Origin of the sequence: Neisseria sp. 74A18 (assembly GCF_001308005.1) — a bacterium.
Lineage (GTDB): Bacteria > Pseudomonadota > Gammaproteobacteria > Burkholderiales > Neisseriaceae > Neisseria > Neisseria dumasiana.
In genome coordinates this window covers 1-21,972 of the sequence record NZ_LGZA01000011.1, presented here as the reverse complement: position 1 = coordinate 21,972, position 21,972 = coordinate 1, and the positions used below count along the sequence as shown (strand labels likewise).

Below are 21,972 nucleotides of genomic sequence, written 5' to 3'. Positions count from 1 at the left end.
TGCGAAGGTTTTGCAAAGCCATCACCCTGCCGAACCTGCGCGGCATGGAGAAAATCGGCTATAATTCAATGTTTATATGTACACTTTTAAACAGGCGTCAATCAAGGAAATAACATGAAATTACTCGTTATCGGCAGCGGCGGGCGTGAACATGCGCTGGCTTGGAAGTTGGCACAAAATCCCGATGTGGAAACCGTATTCGTGGCTCCCGGCAATGCAGGCACGGCAACCGAACCCAAGCTCGAAAATTTGGCACTAACCGCCCACGCCGATTTGATTGATTTCTGTAAACGGGAAAATATAGCTTTTACTTTGGTTGGCCCTGAAGCACCTTTAGCCGCAGGTATTGTGGATGATTTCCGCGCTGCCGGTTTGAGAATTTTCGGCCCTACCCGCTATGCCGCGCAGCTGGAAAGCTCCAAAGATTTTGCCAAAGCATTCATGGCGAAATACGGTATTCCCACCGCTGCTTATCAAACTTTTGAAGATGCACAAAAAGCACATCAATATGTGCAAACCAAAGGTGCGCCGATAGTGATAAAAGCCGACGGCTTGGCAGCGGGCAAAGGCGTGATTGTTGCCATGACGGAAGACGAAGCCCATGCCGCCATTGACGATATGTTGCTCGGCAATAAAATGGGCAATGCCGGTGCACGTGTTGTGATTGAAGATTTTCTGCAGGGCGAAGAAGCCAGCTTTATTGTGATGGCAGACGGCAATCACGTTTTGCCGATGGCCACCAGCCAAGACCATAAACGCCTGCTCGACGGCGACCAAGGCCCGAATACCGGAGGCATGGGGGCATACAGCCCTGCGCCGGTGGTTACGCCGGAAGTATATCAGCGTGCCATGAATGAGATTATTCTTCCTACCATTGAAGGGATGAAAGCCGAAGGCCATGAGTTTACAGGGTTTTTATACGCAGGTTTGATGATAGATCAAAACGGTGCGCCCTTTACCGTTGAATTTAACTGCCGCTTCGGCGACCCCGAAACCCAACCGATTATGAGCCGCTTAAACAGCGATTTGGCAGAGCTGGTTGATCAAGCCATCGAAGGCCGTCTGGATACGGCCGTGGCAGAATGGAACGAACAAACAGCTGTCGGTGTGGTGTTGGCCGCAGAAAACTATCCTGAAACCCCTAAAAAAGGCGATGTGATTACCGGATTGGACACAGCCAATCAAATAGGAAAAGTCTTTCATGCCGGCACGGCGCAAGATAATAACGGCAATGTGCTTACCAACGGCGGCCGGGTATTGTGCGTGGTAGGTTTAGGTTCGGATGTGGCGGCTGCTAAAGCCAAAGTTTATCAAGCCCTTGAGCATATTCATTTTGAAGGCATGCAGTATCGGAGCGATATTGCCGACAAAGCCATTAAAGGCTAAAGCATGATGCAATTGGTTTGCCGAGGTTTTTTTAGTCAATTCCGAAGATGCAAACCAAAGGCGCGGCAAGATAGAACATCTTGCAACCATTGCTCAATCGGTAATGAGTCGGTGTTTGTACAAGTCTCAGGCCGTCTGAAACTGCGTTCAGACGGCCTATGCTCTTCTTTGATCAATAAAATCAGCCATAAAAGGTTTGGATAATATGAACACAATCAAATATTCCCGCGTGCTTGCCGCATCTGCCCAAAGCAGGTTGCGTGCACATTTAAAGCGCGGAGGATTGGTGGCTTATCCAACCGAATCTTGTTACGGGATAGGCTGCTTACCGCAGCACCCACTTGCGCTAAAAAAGCTTATCCGTTTAAAAAAACGCCCACAAAACAAAGGCATGATTGTGATTGGCAGCAGTTTGCAGCAGCTTCTGCCGCTGCTTGAGAAGCCGTCTGAAAAAACGGTGGATATGCTTGAGACCACATGGCCGGCTCCCACCACTTTTTTGCTTACCTGCCGCAAACAACCGGTATTATTGCGTGGAAAAGGCCGTAAAAAACTGGCCGTCAGAGTGCCGGCACATCGGCAGGCACGGCAGTTGTGTGCCTCACTTGCCACGCCTTTGGTATCGACTTCGTGTAACCGTTCGGGGGGCAGACCTTGTAAAAGTGAACGTGAAGCCCGTAGGCAATTCGGGCGCAATGTATGGGTGGTGGAAGGACGAACAGGCGGTTATCGGGCACCCAGCCGTATTATTGATGCGGATACGGGTAAACGGTTGCGATAACTTGTGGATGTCTTTGTAAAATTCCCAGATGTGACGCAGTTCAAGGTGTATCGTTAATCAACTTAATTTTTAATACAAGCCACCAAGCAGCAATCAATACAGCTAATACGGAACCGATTCTGTTGCCGCTTTCGAGGCTTACACCATCGTTCTCTTTAAGCTAAGGTGTAGAAATACCGTAGTAAAAGTTAAGTTGGTTGGCTATATAAAACAAAAGGGCGGGTTTGAACCCCGCCCTTTTGTGCTTTTCAGATGGCCTGATGCTCCATCATTTCTATTGCCATAACTTTATAAACCGAATTTATTTCGAGCCCGGCTGTTTGGTGGCACCGAACCCGAAATCAACTTCGTTTCCGCCGATGTTAAGGTTTGCTTTGCCGGCAATCTCTTCGGCTGCGGGGCCGAACAAGCCTACTTCATATTTGCCTACGGTTTTGCCGCCGTATTCGGCATCACCTTTGATACCTGTTGTTGCGTGGAAATTAGAAGAGGCGTTCAATGCGGTAATATCATGTTCTTTTAGTTTAATGATGTCGTATTGTTTAGACTTCCCGATTTGGCCGGAGCCGACTCTCTTATCAAAATCAATATTGTAGATAAATTGAGCGGTATCGTTTTTTCCTGTGAATGCCAAGCCTTGATAACTGTAACTTCCTTGCTTAGGCAGATTTTCTAATTTAGTCGGGTTGCCTTGTATGGAAAGGACTTCAAACTTATTGGCAGCTTTGCCGGTGCCGTTTTCCGTTTGTTGTTCTGCATATTTAGCCAATATTGCAGCGTGCCCTTTAGGGAAACGTTGTACGGTTTTATAGATGCGAAGCGTGCCTTTTTCTTTATATTCCCCTTTTTGCGTTTGCCCGTTTATTTCGTAATCTTGATTGTGAACGCTATTAGGGGATATTGAAGCAATATCTATACTTTTTCCGGTTTGATAAGTTTTACCGTTGATGGTTAACGTAACATTTTTAATATTGGTGCTGCTGAAATCCGGTGTGGTGATGCTTTTAGGCTCGGTATCTCCGGAGGGAGGACGGATGGATTCGATGGCTTCTTTGGCACCACAGGCCGATAGGGTTAAGGCAGACAAACCGGCGATCATAAACATATTAAACGTTTTCATAATAATGTTTCCTTCATATGTTGTTGGACGGAATATAAGATTTATCTTGTGATTAGACGAACAGAAGCCGTTTTTATAACAGCTATTTTATTAATAAGTTTACAAACCTGCACTCTGATAAGCAAGATGAATAGTGTAAATGCACCAAATATGTCGCATTTCCGATATTAAAACAGTTTAGCGGATGCAAAAAAAGCAGATGCGTAATACATCTGCTTTTGTTACGGGTTGGATAGTTAATTGGTTTTCCGGCGGTTATACATCAGTGAAATCAGGATGGAAACGCCCAAGGCACCGAACACTACCGCCAATGATACGCCTACCGGAATGTGGATGTTGAAATACATAATCAGCATTTTGATGCCGATAAAGCTCAACACAAACGCCAAACCGAATTTTAAAAACACGAAACGGTCGGCAATATCGGCCAGCAGAAAATACATTGCGCGCAAACCGAGAATGGCGAAAATATTGGAAGTGAGCACAATAAACGGGTCGGTGGTTACTGCAAAAATAGCGGGGATGCTGTCTACTGCAAAAATCACATCGCTCATTTCAACCATAATCAGCACCAGCAGCATGGGCGTGGCAATACGTTTGCCGTTTTCAACGGTAAAAAACTTTTCACCGTCGAAGTGGTTGCTTACCGGAATGTGGCCTTTTACCCAATTGAGCATTTTGTTTTGCGACAAATCTTCATGTTCGTCTTCGCCGCCCGATCTGATCATTTTGATGCCCGTGTAGAGCAGGAATGCGCCGAAAAGATAAAGCACCGCTTCAAATTTGCTCACCAATACCGCACCGATAAAAATCATGATCATGCGGAGCACAATCGCACCGAACACACCGTAAAGCAGCACGCGGTGCTGGTATTGCGGCTGGACTTTGAAATAAGAAAAAATCATTAAAAACACAAAGATATTGTCAACCGCCAATGATTTTTCCAAAACATAGCCGGTAAAGAATTCCAATACCTTCTGCTTGGCGACAACATGGCCGTAGAGCGGGTTGCCTGCCAGTTCAAAATACAGCCAGCCGGCAAATGCGCACGATACCGCCACCCATACGCACGACCAAGCCAAAGCTTCTTTCATGCTGACTTTGTGAACGCCGGTTTTTTTGAGCGACATCATATCGATGGCAATCATAATAAACACGGCTGCAAAGAATACCCCGTAAAACAACGGGGAGCCGACAGAGGGATGTTCAACCATAAAATTCCTAACATAATGAAATCATAAAGCATTTTCATTTTAACATATAGGAATCCCGATAGCCGAATGCCGGTAGAAGAGAAACAGGGAATGAACGGGTAACAGAATGGCGCGCAGAAGGCGGCTTTATTGAAAACAAGGCCGTCTGAACCCGCGATTCAGACGGCCGCGAAACATTTGCCAATGTTTACCAGCTGAAATAAAACATGCTTTTGGCCAACAGCACAATCAAAACCATATGAACGAGCACGGCAGCGTGAATGTATTTCGACCATGCCGCCGTGAGTGTGCCGCGGCGCATTTTGGTAACGGCAATCACAAAATGCACCAACACGCCGAATGCCAGCAGCACTTTCAAACTCAACTGTATATTAAACGGCGCGCCAAACGGGTCGGCGAGTATCGCGGCATAGCGGTGCGCCATCGCCAGCCCGGAAAGAAACACCCCGCCTACAATCCACGGCATCACCCGTACCGCGCGGTAGCTTATCGCTTTTTCCACCTCGCGCCGCGCTTCGCGTGATACCCGTTTGCTGTGAATCACCGAAAGCACCAATGTTTCAAAAAATACCCCGCCCACAAAAGCAATCGCGCAAAATAAATGTATGATATGTGCAACAGAATAAGCATTCATAAACCAGCCTTTCACAATCTTTCTCAGTTTTAAGACTCTTTACGCCTGCCAATATACCATTATCCGAGTCCTGTGCCATACTTCGCGTGCATCAACGGGGGGCTTGTCTGCCGCAAACCATTCAGGCAGCGGGTACTCCGGCAATACAAACAACCCTTTTAGGAGGACACCATGAAATCAAACATCGTAAAAATGATCGCATTAGTAGCAGTTGCCGGTTCACTGACTGCTTGTGAAAGCATGTCGCGCACCCAGCGCAATACGGCTACCGGTGCCGTAATCGGCGGCGTGGCCGGCAACCTGATCGGCGGCGACACCGGCTCTACTTTGGGCGGTGCTGCACTTGGCGGCGTGATCGGCAGCCAAGTAAACAGATAAGCCGTCGGTTTTATCGGTTTCCCGCTATGCAAAGGCCGTCTGAAAAAATATTTTCAGACGGCCTTTTTCATATTCTGCCGATGGAGATAACACAGGCATTAAGTGAGCCTATACCGCAAATAAACTTAACTTGTTACGCTGTTGCTGCGCTTTAGCTCTAAGAAAACGATTGTGTAAGCGGCTGAAGCGGCAACAGAATCGGTTCCGTACTACCTGTGCTGCTGCCGCTTGTTGCCTTGTATGAAAAATAAGTTGATTAACCATATATAAAGCAATAACGGCAAAGCGGCATGGAGAATGGCCTGTTTCAGACGGCCTCTATCATGCGCTCCACAATCCGGCGGCTGGCTCCGCGGTTTTGTGCCACAAAAGCCGCCGCCGCTTCTACAAACGGCGCGCGCAATGCAGGCTCCGACAACCATTTGGCCGTGGTGTACTGCCATTCTTGCGCGCTGAATATCTGCTTGGCCGCGCCCACCGCAACCGCACCTTTGCAGGCCGCGGCAAAATTATAAGTAGAGGGGCCGAACAGCGTCGGTATGCCGCAGGCTACCGGCTCGATAATGTTTTGGCAGCCCGTATCCACCAAACTGCCGCCCACAAACGCCACATCAGAAGCCAGATAATAAGCCAGCATTTCACCCATACTGTCGCCTATCCACACCTGCGTATCGGCGGCCACCTCATGCCCGTCGCTGCGTTTTTGCGTTTTAAACCCCATTTTCACCGCACAATCATAGGCCGTCTGAAAACGCTCGGGGTGGCGGGGCACGATAATCAGCAGAGCATCGCCGTGGTAGGCACGCCATGCCGAAAGCAGCATTTCCGTCTCGTCCGCTCCCTTATATTCCCGAGTGCTGGCGCACACCGCCACAGGGCGCGAACCGATCAGGCTGCGGAAATGAGCCGCTTTCTCACGCATGGCATCGGTGGGCGTAATATCGTATTTGGTGTTGCCGCACACATGCACGTTCGATGCCCCGATCAGGTGCAAACGCTCCGCATCCGCCGCCGTTTGCGCATAACAACCGCGCAAAGTCTGCATTGCAGGCTCAACCAGCGTGCGGATTTTCAGATAACCGTTTTGCGACTTTTCCGACAAACGCGCATTCGCCAAAAACAGCGGTACGCCCGCCTCGGCGCAACCGTGCATCAGGTTCGGCCAAATTTCCGTTTCCATCAAAATTCCGAAACGCGGGCGGTGTTCGCGTAAAAACTGCGCCACATATTCCGGCTTATCATAAGGCAGATAACGGCATTGCGCGTTCGGATACAGCATTTCCGCCGTTGCCCGACCCGTGGGCGTCATCTGCGTAACCAACAGCGGCGCATCGGGAAAATGCTTGCACAGCTCCCGAATCAACGGCTGTGCCGCCCGCGTTTCGCCCACCGATACCGCATGCACCCACACCGGCTGCTGCACCGCTTGGGCAAGCGGCTCGCCGAAACGCTCGCCCCAGTGCTCCAGATAAGCAGACGCTTTCACACCGCGTTTGCGCAGATAATGGCGGATAAAAAAAGGCGCAACCTGCCAAAGCTGCTTATAAAACCAACGTATATTCATAAACTTAGTATATATATCGAACTGTTTTACAGAAACTGCCGACATTGTAGCCCATTTAAACCCCCGCGATAAAACAGAATGGCGGCAGTGTTCTGACGGCCGCAAGCCTAAAAACGAATGATACCCCGCTCGCACACAAAAGCATCCAGCTGAATATCGTGCGGCTCATGCGGCAACACATCACATAATTGGCACGCAAAACCCACGCCCACCGTGCGTGGCCGCAACCGGCCGCGAAGTGCCGCCAGCGACACATCATAATAGCCGCCGCCCTGTCCCAAACGGTAGCCCTGCCTGTCTATGCCCACCAAAGGCACAAACAGCACGTGCAAACGGTGCGCACGGATTTTTTTGCCGCCGAATTGTGGAATATGCAGGCTGCCCCTGCCACGTTTACGCTCCGCCTGCGCCGCGTCGCCCCGATAAGGCGTAAACCACAAACGCAGCGAATCAGGCTCGATATAAGGCAGATAAAGCTCCGCCCCGCGTGATAAGGCCGTCTGAACAAAACCGCTCAAACGCATCTCGCTGCCCACCGGCCAATAAACACCGATACGGCTGCCGCGGCGGATAAACCGCTTTAAAAAACCATTGGCCGCACGCGTGGTCGCAGCCCGCTCTTTTTTCGGCAAAGCCGCACGGGCACGGCGCAGGCGGCGGCGCAACTCGGATTTTTCAGCACGGTTCGGCATTTTCAGACGGCCTTTCAACAGCAAACATCAACATGCCGCGATTTGACTACATACCCGCACGAAATTCAAGTTATCCGCCATGAAGGCCGTCTGAAAAAGCAGCGTAACTGAAAACTTGGCTCTTTAATCTTATCGCGATAAGTTTTGCGTGTTAGATAGTGATTTAAGTTTAAGATGCCTAAATAAAAAGTCGGGCAAGGATGCCCGACCCAGTCAAGTTTTTAAGACGGCTTTTTATTGGCCAAATTGGTAATTTTATCCAACAGATTGATGATTTTATCCGAACTCAAGTCTTCTTCTTTACCATCTAACGGTTGAGAATAATCTTGTCGTATCTGCTCCGACAGCAAGCGGTTGCGGATTTGGGTAAAGGTTTCCTGCACATATTCGTTGGCTTTTTGAGTATCACCCATACTCGCAGCTGCGTGTTGCGAAGCTTCGAGCAAGCCCGCTGTATAGCTCGATTTGATGTTTCATGGCAGAAAAATAGCGGGCTTCGTTAAGCAGGGCTTTTTGGTGGCGCAGTAGTTTAATGCTGTATTGCAAAAAAACTGCCTATCTTTTAAATAAGCAGCTATTATTTATTACTGCTTTGAATTAATAGTAGTTTGTATTTTTTTCTGGTTAATGTTTTTTTGTATAGGCTCATTATTATCAGGTTGTTTATTCATACCACAATAGATAACAAAGCCACAGATCAATACAATTATCAAAGAAGGGACATCCAACCAATAATTTTTACTATTTTGGGTAATTTTAATAATCATATTTGCCAATAAATATAGCAGAAGCACCACGCACATCAGTGATATAGCTGATAAAGACAAAACATGGCTAAAATTGACGCCATCTTGCCTCATCACCACATTAATAACATTTAAGCCGCCAAAAATTGTCACAATAATGGCAGTAAACACTCCGAGAATCGTAACATAGTTGGCAAACATGGATTTATAAGTGGCATCAGCTTTGCCTGCTACTGTTTTTGCATCATTTGCTACTGTTTTTGCATCATCTGCTACTGTTTTTGCCTCATCTGCAATCTTTCGAGCCTCCTTAGCAGATTTCTGCATAAATTCTTTTTGCGCTTGAGCAAGCTGGATATGCCCAACCAACTTCTTATGACAGTCTAACGCTCGTTGGATTTCATTTTCAGACCTTGAATCTTCTCTAAGTTTTGTATTTATTACATCATCGACCTTTGCACAAAAATTGTTGAGGGTATCGCCGCTTACCAAGCAATCATTTTGAAATACAACGTCAGATATATCCTTATATGGCAATATAATAGACCTATCACATGATGAAAATACATGCTGGAAAACTTTTTCATGAAATTCAAATGACATCTGTGCCAACTCATCATGCTTTTCTGGAACAGTTGATGATATGCATAAATAGATTTTAACTAGCTCATGAATCTGCTCATTATTACCATTATTAGTCATATTTAGCTGCCTTTAACTCAGCATCAGAATAAGTAGGTTCACTTCCACGTAAAATTTCATCTTTATAGTTATACCAAGCTGGCTCAGCATGTGTAATATCCACAAGCTTAAAAGCATTGGATTCAAGCAAATCATCAATGACTTTATCAGCAACTATTTTAAAATCATTGTCTCTCTCCAATCTCTGCACCTGGTCATGCACATCAGCCCATTTTACAGAAAAAGGCGAATCAATTGATTCTATATATTCAGAAAGCTCTGTAATTTTTAATGAGCCTAATATTTTAAATTGATGATAAACACTCTTAACTACGGGACCATACTGCCATTTAACTACATCTTCATCAATTAAACGTCGATCATATTTTTGAAAGTACATTGCCACAACATAATATAATAACTTTTGTAACTTCAGATGAGTTACAGGATTCTGCTTTTCATTGGCACGCCGCACAATGTAATTGGCAACATCAATAGGGTTATACGGCACTCTCATCTCGGTCATAATAACGTCTCTTTTTAATATAATAGAAAAGCAATTTGCTAATAACTAATATTATATACTCAAATAAAGCCAAGAAATCAGCCATATACCAGTTATTTTTAGCAAGGGTGGCCTGCGTGCATAGGGTGTGTGCCATCAGCACGCACGCGTTATCAGAATCTTTGAAATTACGTGCGTCGCTTGCGCCACACACTCTACCTGAAATAGACAACAAGGCCGTCTGAAAAACAGCGCGTCAAACTTCCCAACTGCCTATATCTCTTTCAGACGGCCTTTTTCAGACGGCCTCGAGCTTGGCAAACTTGGTATCCAATTCTTTAATCCCTTCTTTTCCGAAATTGACGGTGAGCCGTGCGGATTCGCCTTTGTTGACGGCGTCGATGATTACGCCGGTGCCGAATTTGGCGTGGCGCACGTTTTGACCGATGCGGAAGCCTGCGTATTCTTGCGGCAGGCCGTAGTGTTCGACGGCGGTGCGGTTTTTGGTTTTGGGCACGTCGGTAAAGCTGTTGAAGCGTTTGGGCGGGGGCGAGAGGCGGTGCAGCACGTCTTCGGGGATTTCTTCGACGAAGCGGGAGACGATGCCGAAGTGGGTTTGGCCGTGCAGCAGGCGTTGTTGGGACATGCTGATATAAAGGCGTTTTTTGGCGCGGGTAATGGCAACGTACATGAGGCGGCGCTCTTCTTCGAGGCCGCCGCGTTCGGCGAGGCTGTATTCGCTGGGGAAGAGGCCTTCTTCCATGCCGGTGAGGAATACGGTGTCGAACTCCAGCCCTTTGGCGGCGTGCACGGTCATCATTTGCAGGGCTTCTTCGCCTTCGCCGGCTTGGTTTTCGCCGGATTCAAGGGCGGCGTTGCTTAAGAAGGCGAGGATGGGGAAGAGCGGGTTTTCGGCGGCGTTTTCGGGCAGGATTTCGAAGTTGCTTTCAGACGGCCTGAAGGCGACGGCGGCGTTAACGAGTTCGTCGAGGTTGTCGAGGCGGTCTTGGTGGTCGCCTTTTTGGGTTTGGTAGTATTCGACAAGGCCGCTGTCGCGGGTGATGCCGAGCATCATTTCTTGCAGGGATACGTTGGGGGCTTGGGCTTGGAGGTTTTCTATCAGGCGCACGAAGGCGGCGACTTTGGCGGCTTTTGCGCCCATGCCGCAGGCGGCCTGCCATAGGGGGATGCCTTGTTCGGCGGCTGCGGCTTGGATGTTTTCGATGGTGCGGGTGCCGATGCCGCGCGGGGGCATGTTGATAACGCGCAAAAGGGCGTTGTCGTCGTCGGGGTTGACGGAGAGGCGCAGGTAGGCGAGTGCGTGTTTGATTTCCTGCCGTTCGTAGAAGCGCAGGCCGCCGTAGATTTTGTAGGGGATGCCGGCGCGGAACAGGGCTTGTTCGATGATGCGCGATTGGGCGTTGCTGCGGTAGAGCACGGCCATTTGGTCGAGTGTGCGGCCTTCGCGTTGCAGGGATTTGGCTTCGTCTACGATGAATTGGGCTTCGTCGGAATCTATGGGGGCGGAGTAAAAGCGGATTTTGTCGCCGGCGGCGGCATCGGTGCGCAGGTTTTTGCCGAGGCGTTCGGCGTTGTTTTCTATCACGGCGTTGGCGGCGGTGAGGATGTTGCCGTCTGAACGGTAGTTCTGCTCGAGTTTGATGGGCGCTTCGATGTGAAACTCGCGCATGAGGGCGGTCATGTTGCCGACGTGTGCGCCGCGGAAGCGGTAGATGGATTGGTCGTCGTCGCCCACGGCAAATACGGCGGCGTGTTCGCCGGCGATGAGCTTCAGCCATGCGTATTGCAGTTTGTTGGTGTCTTGGAATTCGTCCACCAATATATGGTTGAAGCGGTTTTGGTAATGGCGGCGCAGGATTTCGTTGGCTTGCAGGATTTCGTAACTTCGCAGCATCAGTTCGGCAAAATCGACCACGCCTTCGCGGTTGCACGCTTTGTCGTATTCGGCATAACACTCGATCATGCGCTGTGTGTGCGGATCGGGGGCTTGCAGGGAAGAGGCGCGTAGGCCGCTTTCTTTTTGGGCGTTGATAAAGCCTTGCAAGGTGCGCGGAGCGATGATTTCTTCGGCGATGTTGAGCTGTTTGAGCAGGCGTTTGATTAAGGCGAGCTGGTCGGTGCTGTCGAGAATCTGAAAGGTAGAAGGCAGCCCTGCGTCTTTATGGTGCAGGCGTAAAAAGCGGTGGCACAGGCCGTGGAAAGTGCCGAGCCACATGGCGCGCACGTTAACGGGCAGCATCGCGCTCAAGCGGGTTTGCATTTCTTTGGCGGCTTTGTTGGTAAAGGTAACGGCCATGATGCTGTGCACGCTTGCTTGGCCGCTTTTCAGCAGCCATGCGATACGGGTGGTGAGCACGCGGGTTTTGCCGCTGCCCGCTCCGGCAAGCACGAGGGCGGATTGCGGCGGCCAAGTTACGGCGGAAAGTTGTTCGGAGTTTAAGCCTTGCAGCAAGGAAGGGGCGGATTGCTCGGGAAACATAGAAGAGGCCGTCTGAAAAAAATGAAACAGGCTGTATTGTAATGGATTCGGCGGCGGCGTTTGCAAGTGTCGGTGGGTAAAATGGTGATGCGAGCGGACGGGTTCTTTGGCGTTAATTTGTATTAAGGCAAAAGAAACAGCCGTTTCTTTTTTAAGAAACGGCTGTTTGGAAACAAAATGCTGCAAGCAATGCAGGCCGGTATAAAGCGGTTTTTTCAGACGGCCTGCTGCGGTTCGATAAAGGTAACACCGTTGAGTTGCGATGTCAGGATAGCATTGCGCATAGCCGAAAGCGCTTTGGGGCGCACAAAGTTGCGGCGGTAAGCCAGCACAACGCGGCGTTTCGGGCCTTCGCCTTCAAACGGGATAATGCTGAACAGCATGTGGTCGTTTTCAGTGAGGGCGGTAGCAGGCAATACGCTGATGCTCAGGCCACTGGCAACCATGTGGCGGATGGTGTTGATGGAACTGCCTTGCAAGGTATTGGTCAAGCCCTGTATTTTTTGACGGGAAGCCAATTCGGAGCAGCTTGCCAACACTTGATCACGCATGCAGTTGCCTTCGGTAAGCAACAGCACCTGTTCTTGGCTCAACATTTCGGGGGTAACGGTATCGAGTTCTTCAAAATGATGGCCTTTAGGCACAATCACGAAGAAAGATTCGTCATACAGCGGCTCGGTAATGATGCCCGGTTCCTGATAAGGTTCTGCTACGATCAGCGCGTCCAAATCGCCGCGCTTAAGCGATTCGGTGAGAATTTGGGTGTAGTTCTCTTCGAGCATCAGCGGCATATTGGGCGCGGTTTTCCGCAGCGACATAATCAGCTTGGGCAGAAGGTAGGGAGCAACGGTAAAAATCAGACCGAGTTTGAATGCGCCTTCCAGCTCGTTTTGCTCTTCGTTGGCCAGATGTTTGATCAGCTCGGCTTCTTCCAGCACGCGGCGGGCTTGTGCGATGATGCGTTCGCCCGCTTCGGTGGTGATGATGTCGTTGCTGCTCCGGTCAAAGAGCGATACGGCCAACTCTTCTTCCAGCTTTTTAATGGCGATGGAAAGAGTGGGCTGGCTCACGAAACAGCGGCGGGCGGCGCGCCCGAAATGGCGCTCCTGTGCCACTGCTACAATGTAACGCAATTCGGTTAAGGTCATAGCTTAGTCGGCCTTTTTTTGCTCCGGCAGGGTGATATTCAGTTCAAGCACGTCCATACCGTTTTGTTTTTCTTGAGAAATACGGATGTCTTCTAAGGATACATGAACATATTTCGATAATACATCCAAGAGTTCTTTCTGCAAAGTGGGCAGATAGTCGGGAGCCTGTTCTTTGGCGCGTTCCTGTGCAATGATGATTTGCAGACGGTCGCGCGCCACTGCTGCGGTTTTGGGCTTTCTGCCAAACAGTAAGTCAATCAGCGACATGGCTTAACCTCCGAACAAACGCTTGAAAAAGCCTTTTTTCTCGGCTTCTAAAAAGCGCATTTCGCGGTTTTCGCCCAGCAGGCGCGATACCACGTCTTTGTAGGCTTCGGCGGCGGCAACATCGTTTTGATGGATAACCGGTGCGCCGGCGTTGGATGCCTGCAATACGTTTTGAGATTCGGGAATCACGCCGATCAATGGAATGCGCAGGATATCGCAAATGTCTTGTACGGAAAGCATTTCGCCTTTGTCTACGCGCTCGGGAGAGTAGCGGGTAATCAACAGGTGCTCTTTAACCACTTCGCCTTTTTCGGCTTTTTGGCTCTTGCTTTGCAGAATACCCAAAATGCGGTCGGAGTCGCGTACGCTCGATACTTCGGGATTGGTGGTGATGATGGCTTCATCAGCGAAGTAGAGGGCCATCAGCGCACCTTGTTCGATACCGGCGGGAGAGTCGCAGATAACGTATTCAAAGCCCATGTCTTCGGTGAGTTCTTTCAATACTTTGCCTACGCCTTCGCGGTTCAAGGCATCTTTATCGCGGGTTTGAGAGGCGGGCAGAATGAAGAGGTCGTCGCAGTGTTTGTCTTTAATCAGCGCTTGGGTCAGGGAGGCTTCGCCTTGGATAACATTGATTAAATCGTATACGACGCGGCGTTCGCAGCCCATAATCAGGTCGAGGTTGCGCAAGCCCACGTCGAAGTCGATAACCGCGGTTTTATGACCGCGGAGAGCCAAACCGGAGGCAATGCTGGCACTGGTAGTGGTTTTGCCTACGCCGCCTTTGCCTGAAGTTACTACAATAATTTTTGCCACGATGTTTCCTTTTTTAAAATCAAAAACGGTTATTGGCCGTCTATGGCGCTGATAACCAAACGGTTGTCTTGAAGCGATACCTGCACGGCTTTTTTGTTCAGGTGGTCGGGCAGGCTTTGGTCGAAGTTGCGGTAAATGCCTGCTACCGATACCAATTCGGCCTGCATGGATTGGATGAATATCCGTGCGTCGCGGTTGCCGGTGGCGCCGGCCAATGCGCGCCCGCGCATGGTGCCGTAAACGTGGATGTTGCCGTCGGCAATGATTTCCGCCCCTTCGTTAACGATGCCGGTTACGATTAAATCGGCGTTTTCCGCATACACTTGCTGGCCGGTGCGGATGGGCGTGTTGATCAGTACGGTAGGTTTGCTGATCACGGTGGCCTGCACGGATTCGGCCGCAGGTGCGGCTGCTGCCGGTTGCGCTGCGGGTTTGGGCTGGGGGTCGGCCAGTTTGCTGTCGTTGCGGCTGAAGGCCAAATGGTAGGCTTGGGCATGGGGTGCCCAAGCTTCGTTTTCATGGCGCAGGCCGATAATCTGCAAACCGTAACGGGCAAAAAGCGATACAACGCCGGCAATGCTCAATTCGCCCGGGTTGCTGAATTCCTGCAGGTCTAATAAAAACAGCATGCTGTCGAGCTCTTTGTGCTGGCTCACCCGCTGCTGTAAAAATTCTTCCAATTCCCCTAAATCTGCAGTATGCAGCTGCACGGAAAGCACGTCGAGACGTGCTGATTTAACTTCAAAAGCTGGTTTCATTTTAGTAAGACAGTCATAAAAAAATTTAATGGTTATAAGTTTACCGTGTTAACCTTAGCTATTCAATCTGTTAGGGCCGTCTGAAATGAAAAAAAGCTTCCATATTGTCGGTGCGGGGCGCGTAGGGCGCACGTTTGCCGCCGTGCTTGCGAAAAGCGGTAAATGGCAACCGGTTGCGGTGGTTTCCCGCCGAGCCGGTGCGGCTGTTTTGGCAGACTGTGGAAGTGTGGACATAGTTCCCCATGTTAGAGACCTGCCGCCGGCCGATGTGGTGCTGGTGTGCACGCCGGACAATGCGTTGCAGGAAACGGCTTCAGCCGTTGCACGGTTGGGTTGGCTGAACAGGGAAACTGTGGTTGTACATTTCAGCGGTGCGAAAACAATAGGGGTATTGGATGCCGTTGTCAAATGCGGAGCGACAGTCGGCAGTTTACACCCTGTTTTCGCGTTTGCAGACGTAGAAAACGCCGTGCGCTCGTTGCGGGGCAGTTTGTGTGCATTAGAGGCTGAGAGTGATCGGGCGATGACGGTGTTGCGCGGGTTGGCCGAGGCTGCGGGCTTGAGGCCTTTCGTGATGCCGTCTGAACATAAGGCGCGCTACCATGCGGCATTGTCGGCAGCATCTAATTTTTCGGTAACACTGGCGGCTTTTGCCCAAAACCTGCTGGCACCGCTGGATTTGCCGGAGTATTTAACGCGTGATTTGGTGGCGGGTTTGATGCGGCAGAGTGTCGGCAATCTTTCCGGACTTACACCCGAGAATGCATTAACCGGCCCGATTGTACGGGGAGACGATTCTACGGTTGATAGTCATTTGGCCGGTATGAATGATAAAGAGAGGGCGTTTTATCTGGCTTTGGCTGCTGCTACGCTGGAGCTGGGCGCCCCGCGTTTAAGCGAACAGGCGGTTTCGAGCCTGCGGGCTGTGTTGGGAAGGTATGGGCAGGCGTAAGCGTTATAGTCAATCAACTTAAATTTTACTACGGCGTTGCTGGCGCCCTAGCGCAAACAGTATGAGTAATACGGCAAGGGGCAGCAACGCGGCAGCAGAGATAACGTTTATTTGCTATATATGCCTGCACATCTGCATGGCAGGGTGAAAAGGTTTAGACCTGTTTACATACCAAACGCAAACCTTATTCCGGCCGCATTTGCGGGAACAGAATCACGTCGCGGATAGACGGCGCATCGGTGAGCAGCATCACTAAGCGGTCCAAGCCGATGCCGCTGCCGCCGGTGGGAGGCAGGCCGTATTCCATGGCGCGGATGTAGTCGGCATCGTAGTGCATGGCTTCGTCGTCGCCGGCATCTTTCTGCGCTACTTGCGCTTTAAAGCGGGCGGCTTGGTCTTCGGGGTCGTTCAGCTCCGAATAGCCGTTGGCCAACTCGCGGCCGACGATAAACAGCTCGAAGCGGTCGGTCAGGCCGGGTTTGGTGTCGGATGCGCGCGCCAGCGGCGACACTTCCACCGGATAGTCGATGATAAACGTCGGGTTCCACAGTTTGCTTTCTGCACAGCCTTCAAACAAGGCCAGTTGCAGGCTGCCGATACCGGGCGACGGCGGGATTTTTTCGCCGTGTTTCACGATTTCTTTTTTCAGCCATTCGGCATCGTTCAACTGCTCATCGGTATATTGCGGATTGTATTTTTTGATGGCTTCGAGAATGGTCAAACGCTCGAACGGGCTTTCCAAATCCACTTCTTTGCCGTTGTAGCTCACTTTGGCGGTGCCGCACACTTCTTTGGCGGCATGGCGGATCACGCCTTCGGTCATTTCCATCATGCGCTCGTAAGTGCAGAACGCTTCGTAGAATTCCATCATGGTGAATTCGGGGTTGTGGCGGGTGCTCATGCCTTCGTTGCGGAAGCTGCGGTTGATTTCAAACACGCGCTCCAAACCGCCCACAACCAAGCGTTTCAGATACAGTTCGGGGGCGATGCGCAGGTAAAGCGGCATGTCGAGCGCGTTGTGGTGGGTAACGAAGGGCTTGGCCGTAGCACCGCCGGGAATCGGGTGCATCATCGGGGTTTCCACTTCGAGATAACGCTCGTTGACCATATAGTTGCGCACGGCTTGGATGATTTTGCTGCGCTTGATAAAGGTGTCGCGCGAATCTTGGTTGGTAATCAGATCGGCGTAACGCTGGCGGTATTTCTGCTCTTGGTCGGTCAGGCCTTTGTGTTTGTCGGGCAGCGGGCGCAGCGATTTGGTGAGCAAATGCAGCTTGGATGCGCGTACGGTCAGTTCGCCGTGGTTGGTTTTGAACAGCGTGCCTTCCACGCCGATGATGTCGCCCAAATCCCAATGTTTGAAGGCGTTGTGCACGTCTTCGCCCACGCCTTGGTTGTTCACATACACTTGAATCTGGCCGCTCACGTCTTGGATGGTGGCGAAGCTGGCTTTACCCATGGCGCGTTGCAGCATCATGCGGCCGGCCACTTTAACAGGGATTTCCTGCGGGTCAAGCTCGGCTTTTTCCAGCGAACCGTATTGCGCTTGCAAATCGCCGGCAAAGGCATCGCGCTTGTATTGGTTGGGGAAGGCGGTGCCGTGTTTGCGCAGTTCGTTTAATTTTTCGCGGCGCAGGGCGATGATTTGGTTTTCATCAAGCTGCGGCTCGGTTTGTGGGTTGTTCTGTTCGCTCATGGTGTTGTTTTCCAAAAATAAGCAGGCCGTCTGAAAGCGAACTTTGCGAGCTTCGCTAAAACGGCCTGTAAGTTAGCTGTTTGGAGCGGTATTTTACGCGGTTTCAACGGTTTTTTCTATGGAAAAGGCCGTCTGAAATGTTTCAGACGGCCTTGATAAATATAAAGCATAGGAGCTTATTGTTTTGATGCTCCGAAAGTACCGCTTGCTACTTTATTGAGAATGTCAAATCTACCGGAAATTTCTTCTGCATTTGGCCCGTAGAAAGCTCCTGACATAGTAGTATTCACATCATCTACATTACCTGTGGAAAAGCGGTTGCCTGTAATGGTGCCGCTTAAATTGACTGGATCGAACAGTTTATTTTCTGAGGAGATCACGCCGTTAATGGTACCTTGCTGAAAATTAACATTAAATTCAGCTTCTCCTTTTGCTTTGTGAACTTTTAGGCTGTCATAGATGGCGATACCCTTATACGTTGCTGCTCCTTTTGAAGGAACGCTTTTTTCAGGAGTAATTTGCCCTTGATAAAAAACATAGCTATCAAGCAGTTTGCCGTTATTTTTCGTTTCATAAAAGCCATAACGTGCATACTTTAAATTATTACCGATAACCCTTTCCTCAGACTGACTACTCAAATGTAAAACAGGCGTAATAAAGTTTTCCGGCACCAACTCAATAGACTTACCATCGACAACCAAAGTATTGATATTACCGGGGCCGGTTATCATTTGAGATTTAGACGTTAAATCTGCGTTAACAAATGTGGCAAACCCTCCCAACTCCACAGGTTTTACTTCTTTAGGTTTATTTGTAGAAGTAACGCTAACGGTGGGGCTTCCACCTCCTCCACTACCGCATGCAGCCAAGCCCAACGTCAGCATGCTCAAAAATAATGATTTTTTCAAGTTCATTTTTGTGTTCCTTATGATAGGTCACTAAATATATTTTCTGCCTTATCCAAGCGTTTCAAAGTTTAACAAACATCACCTATTTGTTAACATTTTGTATTTTATTAATTAATCTTAATAAAACAAGAAAATTTTTAAAATTTTTATTTTTATGTGATTTTATTGATGCATATCTTTACATGTGTGCAATTCGACTTATTTAAATGGTTTCTCTTAATCTGCAAAGTAGCATAATTCCCCACCCCTCTATACAATAACGCCTTTCTCTATTTTCGGAGCCGAAACCATGACTGTCCGTACCCGTTTTGCCCCCAGCCCCACCGGTTATCTGCATATCGGCGGCGTGCGTACCGCCCTATTTTCATGGGCGTTTGCCAGAAAACACAAAGGCGAATTTCTGTTGCGCATCGAAGACACCGATTTGGAGCGTTCTACCGCCGAGTCGGTCAATATTATTCTCGACGGCATGAATTGGGTCGGACTCAACTACGACAATGCCGATAACGTGGTTTATCAAACCCGCCGTTTCGACCGCTATAAAGAAGTAATTGCCGAGCTGCTCGAAAAAGGCCATGCCTACCATTGCTATTGCAGCAAAGAAGAGCTGGAAGCCATGCGCGAAAAAGCTGAAAAAGAAGGCACGGCCACTTACGATCGCCGCTGGCGGCCCGAAGCCGGCAAAACCCTACCATCCGTACCCGAAGGCGTGGAGCCGGTGGTGCGTTTCAAAACCCCGATTGACGGTACAACCACATGGAACGATTTGGTTAAAGGCCAAATCAGCATTCCCAACGAAGCCTTGGACGACCTGATTATCGCCCGCGCCGACGGCACGCCCACCTATAACTTCTGCGTGGTGGTGGACGATTACGATATGGGTGTTACCCATGTTATCCGTGGCGACGACCATGTGAACAATACGCCCAAGCAAATCAATATCTTAAAAGCAATGGGCGCCACCCTGCCCGAATACGCGCATCTGCCGATGATTTTGAACGAACAGGGTAAGAAAATCTCCAAACGCAGCGGCGACACCGTGGCGATTACCGATTTCGGCGCGATGGGCATCCTGCCCGAAGCCATGTTGAACTATCTCGCCCGTTTGGGTTGGGCGCATGGCGACGACGAATTTTTTACCATGAAGCAGTTTGTCGAATGGTTTGATTTGAAAGACGTTTCCCCGTCGCCCAGCCGCATGGATTTGAAAAAGCTCTGCTGGATTAACGGCGAGCACATCAAAATCACGCCCAATGAAGAATTGGCAGAATTGGTTAAACCCCGCTTGGCCGTGCGCGGTGTCGACGTTACCGACAAACCCGCTTTGGAAGACGTGTTGGCTTTGGTTAAAGACCGTGCTCAAGACTTGAACACACTGGCTGACGAATGCATTTATTTCTACCAAAAAGGCACACCCGCCGAAGCCGACGTACAAAAACATTGGGACGAAGAGGCTCCCGCGCGCATGCTGCGCTTTGCCGACAAACTCGAAGGCCTGGGCGATTGGAATGCCGAATCCATCCACGACCTGTTCAAGCCTTTCTGCGATGAAGAAAACATCAAAATGGGCAAACTCGGCATGCCGCTGCGTTTGGCCGTGTGCGGAACAGCCAAAACCCCGAGCGTGGATGCCGTGCTGGCATTAATCGGCAAAGAAGAAGTGTTAAAACGTATCCGTAGCTGAAATTAAGGTAAAACTGATTCGGGTTTGTTCTTCATGGCATTTTGCGTCAAAACAGTTTGAAACCTTTGAAAACACCGAATATGGATGCAGTTCAAGGTGCAGCAGCACAGCGGGCACAGGCATATCACACGATAAGCAAACCGGGGAGTAGCACCCAGCACAGAAATGCGCCGTAGGCAGTGATTTTGTAAAGGTCTCGGTTTGATGAGCAGTTCAAGTAGATCACAAAGTTCTTAAAAGGGTTATGGTCGAAGTGTTTTTCGAGGTGTTTGAAAGCGCCGGTGTGTAAAAGCTGTTCATGAACAAAAATTCTCTAAATTCCTCAGGCTTAATATGAGTGGGAATTTAGAGAATTTTTTTTGAGAGGGTGAGACCTTTGCAAAACCCTCAGATGTGGATGCAGTTCAAGGCGTAGCAGCGCAGCGAGTGCAGACATATCATACAGATAGGCAAACGAGCGAGCAGCGCACAACGCAGAAATGCGCCGCAGATGGGAGTTTTGCAAAGGTCTCAGGGTATGAGTATGAAGGTCTCCGCCGGAGTGTTGCGCTTGAGATTCGAATTTAAGGGCCTGTCTCCATTACACATCATAACCAAGCAATACAAACCAATGGAATCAGATAGACCACCAGTATTCAACCGATGTACAAAGGTGGGTAAAAAAGTTAGTGCTGATTTAAAGGTATATCCTTGAAGTAAAAATACATATCAACAGCGTATTTTGGGGTGGCTTATGTCGTAAAGAGGGCGATTGTGGCAGGCATCTGATTACATCCATATTCGGTGGCTCGATGGAAGCCATTAATTCCACTCCTATGAATAAGAAATTGAATGGCACAGTAGAAGACCGGTATAAAGGTAATAGCAAACGGCCTGATGGCTTTGTAATAAGTTTTGCAGAAAATAACGTTATAGAAAGAAACCAGATTCTCAATAACAAACCAATAGGAAAATAAAATGGATAAGTATGTGGAAGAAATTTATACCCAAATTGCAAAAATGATATGGACTTTTTTCCCGGAGGAGTCTTCGTTCATAAACTATTATGCACAATTATTTAATGGAAATTCAGGATATACAATTGATTTCATTGTTAATGAAGAAGTGAAATGGTTTGGATTTGGAGAAACTCCAGAAATTGCTGCTGATATATTAGATTTAGGGGCTGACGTAGATTAGCAGTCATGATAGGCTGCCAAAATGAAGATAACCCACTGTAAGTTAAAGAAGAGTCTGCAAAGAAAACTGCTTGAATATTTTGTATTGGAAGTAACCGCACGTTCTGCTGCCGATATCTTGGGTATTCAGCCCAATACGGCTATTCTCTTCTACCGTAAAATCCGTCTTGTTATCAGCCATCATTTGGCTTTGGAAGCAGATCAGGTTTTTGAGGGCACTATAGAATTGGATGAGAGCTATTTCGGCGGTAAGCGTAAAGGAAAGCGCGGTAGGGGAGCAGCAGGTAAAGTGGTGGTTTTCGGTATCCTTAAACGTGGAGGTAAGGTTTATACGGTTGTAGTGAATAATGCCCGAAAGGAAAGT

General features: G+C 49.2%; 24 protein-coding genes. 7 read left to right on the top strand and 17 right to left on the bottom strand.

Annotation, left to right across the window (positions count from 1 at the left end; genetic code table 11):
- Positions 1–114 precede the first annotated feature (114 nt).
- Together purD and AKG43_RS05140 are read left to right on the top strand one after the other, a co-directional pair.
- Positions 115–1,386, top strand: coding sequence for a phosphoribosylamine--glycine ligase (gene purD, locus AKG43_RS05145; protein WP_054599495.1), 1,272 nt, complete (start codon positions 115–117; stop codon positions 1,384–1,386).
- A 205-nt stretch (positions 1,387–1,591) separates the two neighbouring features.
- Complete coding sequence (locus AKG43_RS05140; RefSeq protein WP_054599494.1) at positions 1,592–2,167, top strand: L-threonylcarbamoyladenylate synthase; 576 nt, start codon at positions 1,592–1,594, stop codon at positions 2,165–2,167.
- 301 nt (positions 2,168–2,468) lie between these two features.
- Here the strand turns inward: AKG43_RS05140 and AKG43_RS05135 are convergent, their stop codons facing one another.
- From AKG43_RS05135 to AKG43_RS05125, 3 genes are all read right to left on the bottom strand, one after another.
- On the bottom strand, positions 2,469–3,287 hold the full coding sequence (locus AKG43_RS05135) for a factor H binding protein domain-containing protein (RefSeq protein ID WP_054599493.1): 819 nt from the start codon (positions 3,285–3,287) through the stop codon (positions 2,469–2,471).
- A gap of 236 nt (positions 3,288–3,523) precedes the next feature.
- Positions 3,524–4,501, bottom strand: coding sequence for a TerC family protein (locus tag AKG43_RS05130; RefSeq protein ID WP_054599492.1), 978 nt, complete (start codon positions 4,499–4,501; stop codon positions 3,524–3,526).
- A gap of 187 nt (positions 4,502–4,688) precedes the next feature.
- Positions 4,689–5,135 carry a CopD family copper resistance protein gene (locus tag AKG43_RS05125; RefSeq protein WP_054599491.1) on the bottom strand — a complete coding sequence of 149 codons (447 nt, stop codon included), beginning with the start codon at positions 5,133–5,135 and terminating at the stop codon, positions 4,689–4,691.
- Between the two features lie 171 nt (positions 5,136–5,306).
- Between AKG43_RS05125 and AKG43_RS05120 the strand changes: the two genes are divergently transcribed.
- Positions 5,307–5,513, top strand: a complete 207-nt coding sequence (locus AKG43_RS05120; RefSeq protein WP_054599490.1) for a glycine zipper 2TM domain-containing protein — start codon at positions 5,307–5,309, stop codon at positions 5,511–5,513.
- Between the two features lie 307 nt (positions 5,514–5,820).
- Here AKG43_RS05120 and waaA read toward each other — a convergent pair whose 3' ends face one another.
- The 11 genes from waaA to minC all read right to left on the bottom strand — a co-directional run bounded on the left by waaA (position 5,821) and on the right by minC (position 15,190).
- Positions 5,821–7,077: a lipid IV(A) 3-deoxy-D-manno-octulosonic acid transferase gene (waaA, locus tag AKG43_RS05115; protein ID WP_054599489.1), complete on the bottom strand. Its 1,257-nt coding sequence runs from the start codon at positions 7,075–7,077 to the stop codon at positions 5,821–5,823.
- 107 nt (positions 7,078–7,184) lie between these two features.
- Positions 7,185–7,769 carry a 5-formyltetrahydrofolate cyclo-ligase gene (locus AKG43_RS05110; RefSeq protein ID WP_054599488.1) on the bottom strand — a complete coding sequence of 195 codons (585 nt, stop codon included), beginning with the start codon at positions 7,767–7,769 and terminating at the stop codon, positions 7,185–7,187.
- Between the two features lie 221 nt (positions 7,770–7,990).
- The gene (locus AKG43_RS05105; RefSeq protein ID WP_054599487.1) at positions 7,991–8,182 is read right to left on the bottom strand and encodes a hypothetical protein; all 192 of its coding nucleotides are present in this window, start codon (positions 8,180–8,182) and stop codon (positions 7,991–7,993) included.
- Positions 8,175–8,315 carry a hypothetical protein gene (locus tag AKG43_RS12965; RefSeq protein ID WP_197273122.1) on the bottom strand — a complete coding sequence of 47 codons (141 nt, stop codon included), beginning with the start codon at positions 8,313–8,315 and terminating at the stop codon, positions 8,175–8,177. The genes AKG43_RS05105 and AKG43_RS12965 overlap by 8 nt, the downstream gene beginning before the upstream one ends.
- Positions 8,316–8,353: 38 nt before the next feature.
- Positions 8,354–9,217, bottom strand: coding sequence for a hypothetical protein (locus tag AKG43_RS05100; protein WP_054599486.1), 864 nt, complete (start codon positions 9,215–9,217; stop codon positions 8,354–8,356).
- On the bottom strand, positions 9,210–9,722 hold the full coding sequence (locus tag AKG43_RS05095; protein ID WP_197273121.1) for a Panacea domain-containing protein: 513 nt from the start codon (positions 9,720–9,722) through the stop codon (positions 9,210–9,212). The genes AKG43_RS05100 and AKG43_RS05095 overlap by 8 nt, the downstream gene beginning before the upstream one ends.
- Positions 9,723–9,999: 277 nt before the next feature.
- Positions 10,000–12,201: a UvrD-helicase domain-containing protein gene (locus tag AKG43_RS05090; protein ID WP_054599527.1), complete on the bottom strand. Its 2,202-nt coding sequence runs from the start codon at positions 12,199–12,201 to the stop codon at positions 10,000–10,002.
- Positions 12,202–12,416: 215 nt separating this feature from the next.
- On the bottom strand, positions 12,417–13,349 hold the full coding sequence (locus AKG43_RS05085) for a hydrogen peroxide-inducible genes activator (protein WP_054599485.1): 933 nt from the start codon (positions 13,347–13,349) through the stop codon (positions 12,417–12,419).
- A gap of 3 nt (positions 13,350–13,352) precedes the next feature.
- A complete protein-coding gene (gene minE / locus AKG43_RS05080) occupies positions 13,353–13,616 on the bottom strand; it encodes a cell division topological specificity factor MinE (protein WP_054599484.1) in 264 nt (87 codons plus the stop codon).
- Between the two features lie 3 nt (positions 13,617–13,619).
- Entirely contained in the window at positions 13,620–14,432 is an 813-nt protein-coding gene (gene minD / locus AKG43_RS05075) for a septum site-determining protein MinD (protein WP_054599483.1), read from the bottom strand.
- A gap of 29 nt (positions 14,433–14,461) precedes the next feature.
- The gene (gene minC / locus AKG43_RS05070; RefSeq protein ID WP_054599482.1) at positions 14,462–15,190 is read right to left on the bottom strand and encodes a septum site-determining protein MinC; all 729 of its coding nucleotides are present in this window, start codon (positions 15,188–15,190) and stop codon (positions 14,462–14,464) included.
- An 85-nt stretch (positions 15,191–15,275) separates the two neighbouring features.
- Between minC and AKG43_RS05065 the strand changes: the two genes are divergently transcribed.
- Positions 15,276–16,142, top strand: coding sequence for a Rossmann-like and DUF2520 domain-containing protein (locus AKG43_RS05065; protein WP_054599481.1), 867 nt, complete (start codon positions 15,276–15,278; stop codon positions 16,140–16,142).
- Between the two features lie 184 nt (positions 16,143–16,326).
- Here AKG43_RS05065 and lysS read toward each other — a convergent pair whose 3' ends face one another.
- Both lysS and AKG43_RS05055 read right to left on the bottom strand, forming a co-directional pair.
- Positions 16,327–17,838, bottom strand: a complete 1,512-nt coding sequence (lysS, locus tag AKG43_RS05060; protein ID WP_054599526.1) for a lysine--tRNA ligase — start codon at positions 17,836–17,838, stop codon at positions 16,327–16,329.
- 176 nt (positions 17,839–18,014) lie between these two features.
- Positions 18,015–18,752: a Slam-dependent surface lipoprotein gene (locus AKG43_RS05055; RefSeq protein WP_054599480.1), complete on the bottom strand. Its 738-nt coding sequence runs from the start codon at positions 18,750–18,752 to the stop codon at positions 18,015–18,017.
- A gap of 283 nt (positions 18,753–19,035) precedes the next feature.
- Between AKG43_RS05055 and gltX the strand changes: the two genes are divergently transcribed.
- On the top strand, positions 19,036–20,430 hold the full coding sequence (gene gltX / locus AKG43_RS05050; RefSeq protein WP_054599479.1) for a glutamate--tRNA ligase: 1,395 nt from the start codon (positions 19,036–19,038) through the stop codon (positions 20,428–20,430).
- Between the two features lie 328 nt (positions 20,431–20,758).
- Here gltX and AKG43_RS13225 read toward each other — a convergent pair whose 3' ends face one another.
- A complete protein-coding gene (locus AKG43_RS13225) occupies positions 20,759–20,944 on the bottom strand; it encodes a lipoprotein signal peptidase (RefSeq protein WP_231718116.1) in 186 nt (61 codons plus the stop codon).
- A 443-nt stretch (positions 20,945–21,387) separates the two neighbouring features.
- Here AKG43_RS13225 and AKG43_RS05045 point away from each other — a divergent pair, with 443 nt between their 5' ends.
- Together AKG43_RS05045 and AKG43_RS05040 are read left to right on the top strand one after the other, a co-directional pair.
- Entirely contained in the window at positions 21,388–21,609 is a 222-nt protein-coding gene (locus tag AKG43_RS05045) for a hypothetical protein (RefSeq protein WP_054599478.1), read from the top strand.
- A gap of 21 nt (positions 21,610–21,630) precedes the next feature.
- Positions 21,631–21,972 (top strand): transposase (locus tag AKG43_RS05040; RefSeq protein WP_197273120.1); only part of this gene is annotated, 342 nt, incomplete at its 3' end.

Bases quoted from the DNA above. Each gene is read 5' to 3' on its own strand.
- lysS (WP_054599526.1), bottom strand. From the start codon at position 17,838: ATGAGCGAACAGAACAACCCACAAACCGAGCCGCAGCTTGATGAAAAC.
- AKG43_RS05120 (WP_054599490.1), top strand. From the start codon at position 5,307: ATGAAATCAAACATCGTAAAAATGATCGCATTAGTAGCAGTTGCCGGT.
- AKG43_RS05105 (WP_054599487.1), bottom strand. From the start codon at position 8,182: ATGGGTGATACTCAAAAAGCCAACGAATATGTGCAGGAAACCTTTACC.
- AKG43_RS05140 (WP_054599494.1), top strand. From the start codon at position 1,592: ATGAACACAATCAAATATTCCCGCGTGCTTGCCGCATCTGCCCAAAGC.
- purD (WP_054599495.1), top strand. From the start codon at position 115: ATGAAATTACTCGTTATCGGCAGCGGCGGGCGTGAACATGCGCTGGCT.
- AKG43_RS05045 (WP_054599478.1), top strand. From the start codon at position 21,388: ATGGATAAGTATGTGGAAGAAATTTATACCCAAATTGCAAAAATGATA.
- minC (WP_054599482.1), bottom strand. From the start codon at position 15,190: ATGAAACCAGCTTTTGAAGTTAAATCAGCACGTCTCGACGTGCTTTCC.
- AKG43_RS05130 (WP_054599492.1), bottom strand. From the start codon at position 4,501: ATGGTTGAACATCCCTCTGTCGGCTCCCCGTTGTTTTACGGGGTATTC.
- AKG43_RS05095 (WP_197273121.1), bottom strand. From the start codon at position 9,722: ATGACCGAGATGAGAGTGCCGTATAACCCTATTGATGTTGCCAATTAC.
- AKG43_RS05100 (WP_054599486.1), bottom strand. From the start codon at position 9,217: ATGACTAATAATGGTAATAATGAGCAGATTCATGAGCTAGTTAAAATC.
- gltX (WP_054599479.1), top strand. From the start codon at position 19,036: ATGACTGTCCGTACCCGTTTTGCCCCCAGCCCCACCGGTTATCTGCAT.
- waaA (WP_054599489.1), bottom strand. From the start codon at position 7,077: ATGAATATACGTTGGTTTTATAAGCAGCTTTGGCAGGTTGCGCCTTTT.
- AKG43_RS05085 (WP_054599485.1), bottom strand. From the start codon at position 13,349: ATGACCTTAACCGAATTGCGTTACATTGTAGCAGTGGCACAGGAGCGC.
- minE (WP_054599484.1), bottom strand. From the start codon at position 13,616: ATGTCGCTGATTGACTTACTGTTTGGCAGAAAGCCCAAAACCGCAGCA.
- AKG43_RS05065 (WP_054599481.1), top strand. From the start codon at position 15,276: ATGAAAAAAAGCTTCCATATTGTCGGTGCGGGGCGCGTAGGGCGCACG.
- AKG43_RS05055 (WP_054599480.1), bottom strand. From the start codon at position 18,752: ATGAACTTGAAAAAATCATTATTTTTGAGCATGCTGACGTTGGGCTTG.
- AKG43_RS05110 (WP_054599488.1), bottom strand. From the start codon at position 7,769: ATGCCGAACCGTGCTGAAAAATCCGAGTTGCGCCGCCGCCTGCGCCGT.
- AKG43_RS05090 (WP_054599527.1), bottom strand. From the start codon at position 12,201: ATGTTTCCCGAGCAATCCGCCCCTTCCTTGCTGCAAGGCTTAAACTCC.
- AKG43_RS05125 (WP_054599491.1), bottom strand. From the start codon at position 5,135: ATGAATGCTTATTCTGTTGCACATATCATACATTTATTTTGCGCGATT.
- AKG43_RS05135 (WP_054599493.1), bottom strand. From the start codon at position 3,287: ATGAAAACGTTTAATATGTTTATGATCGCCGGTTTGTCTGCCTTAACC.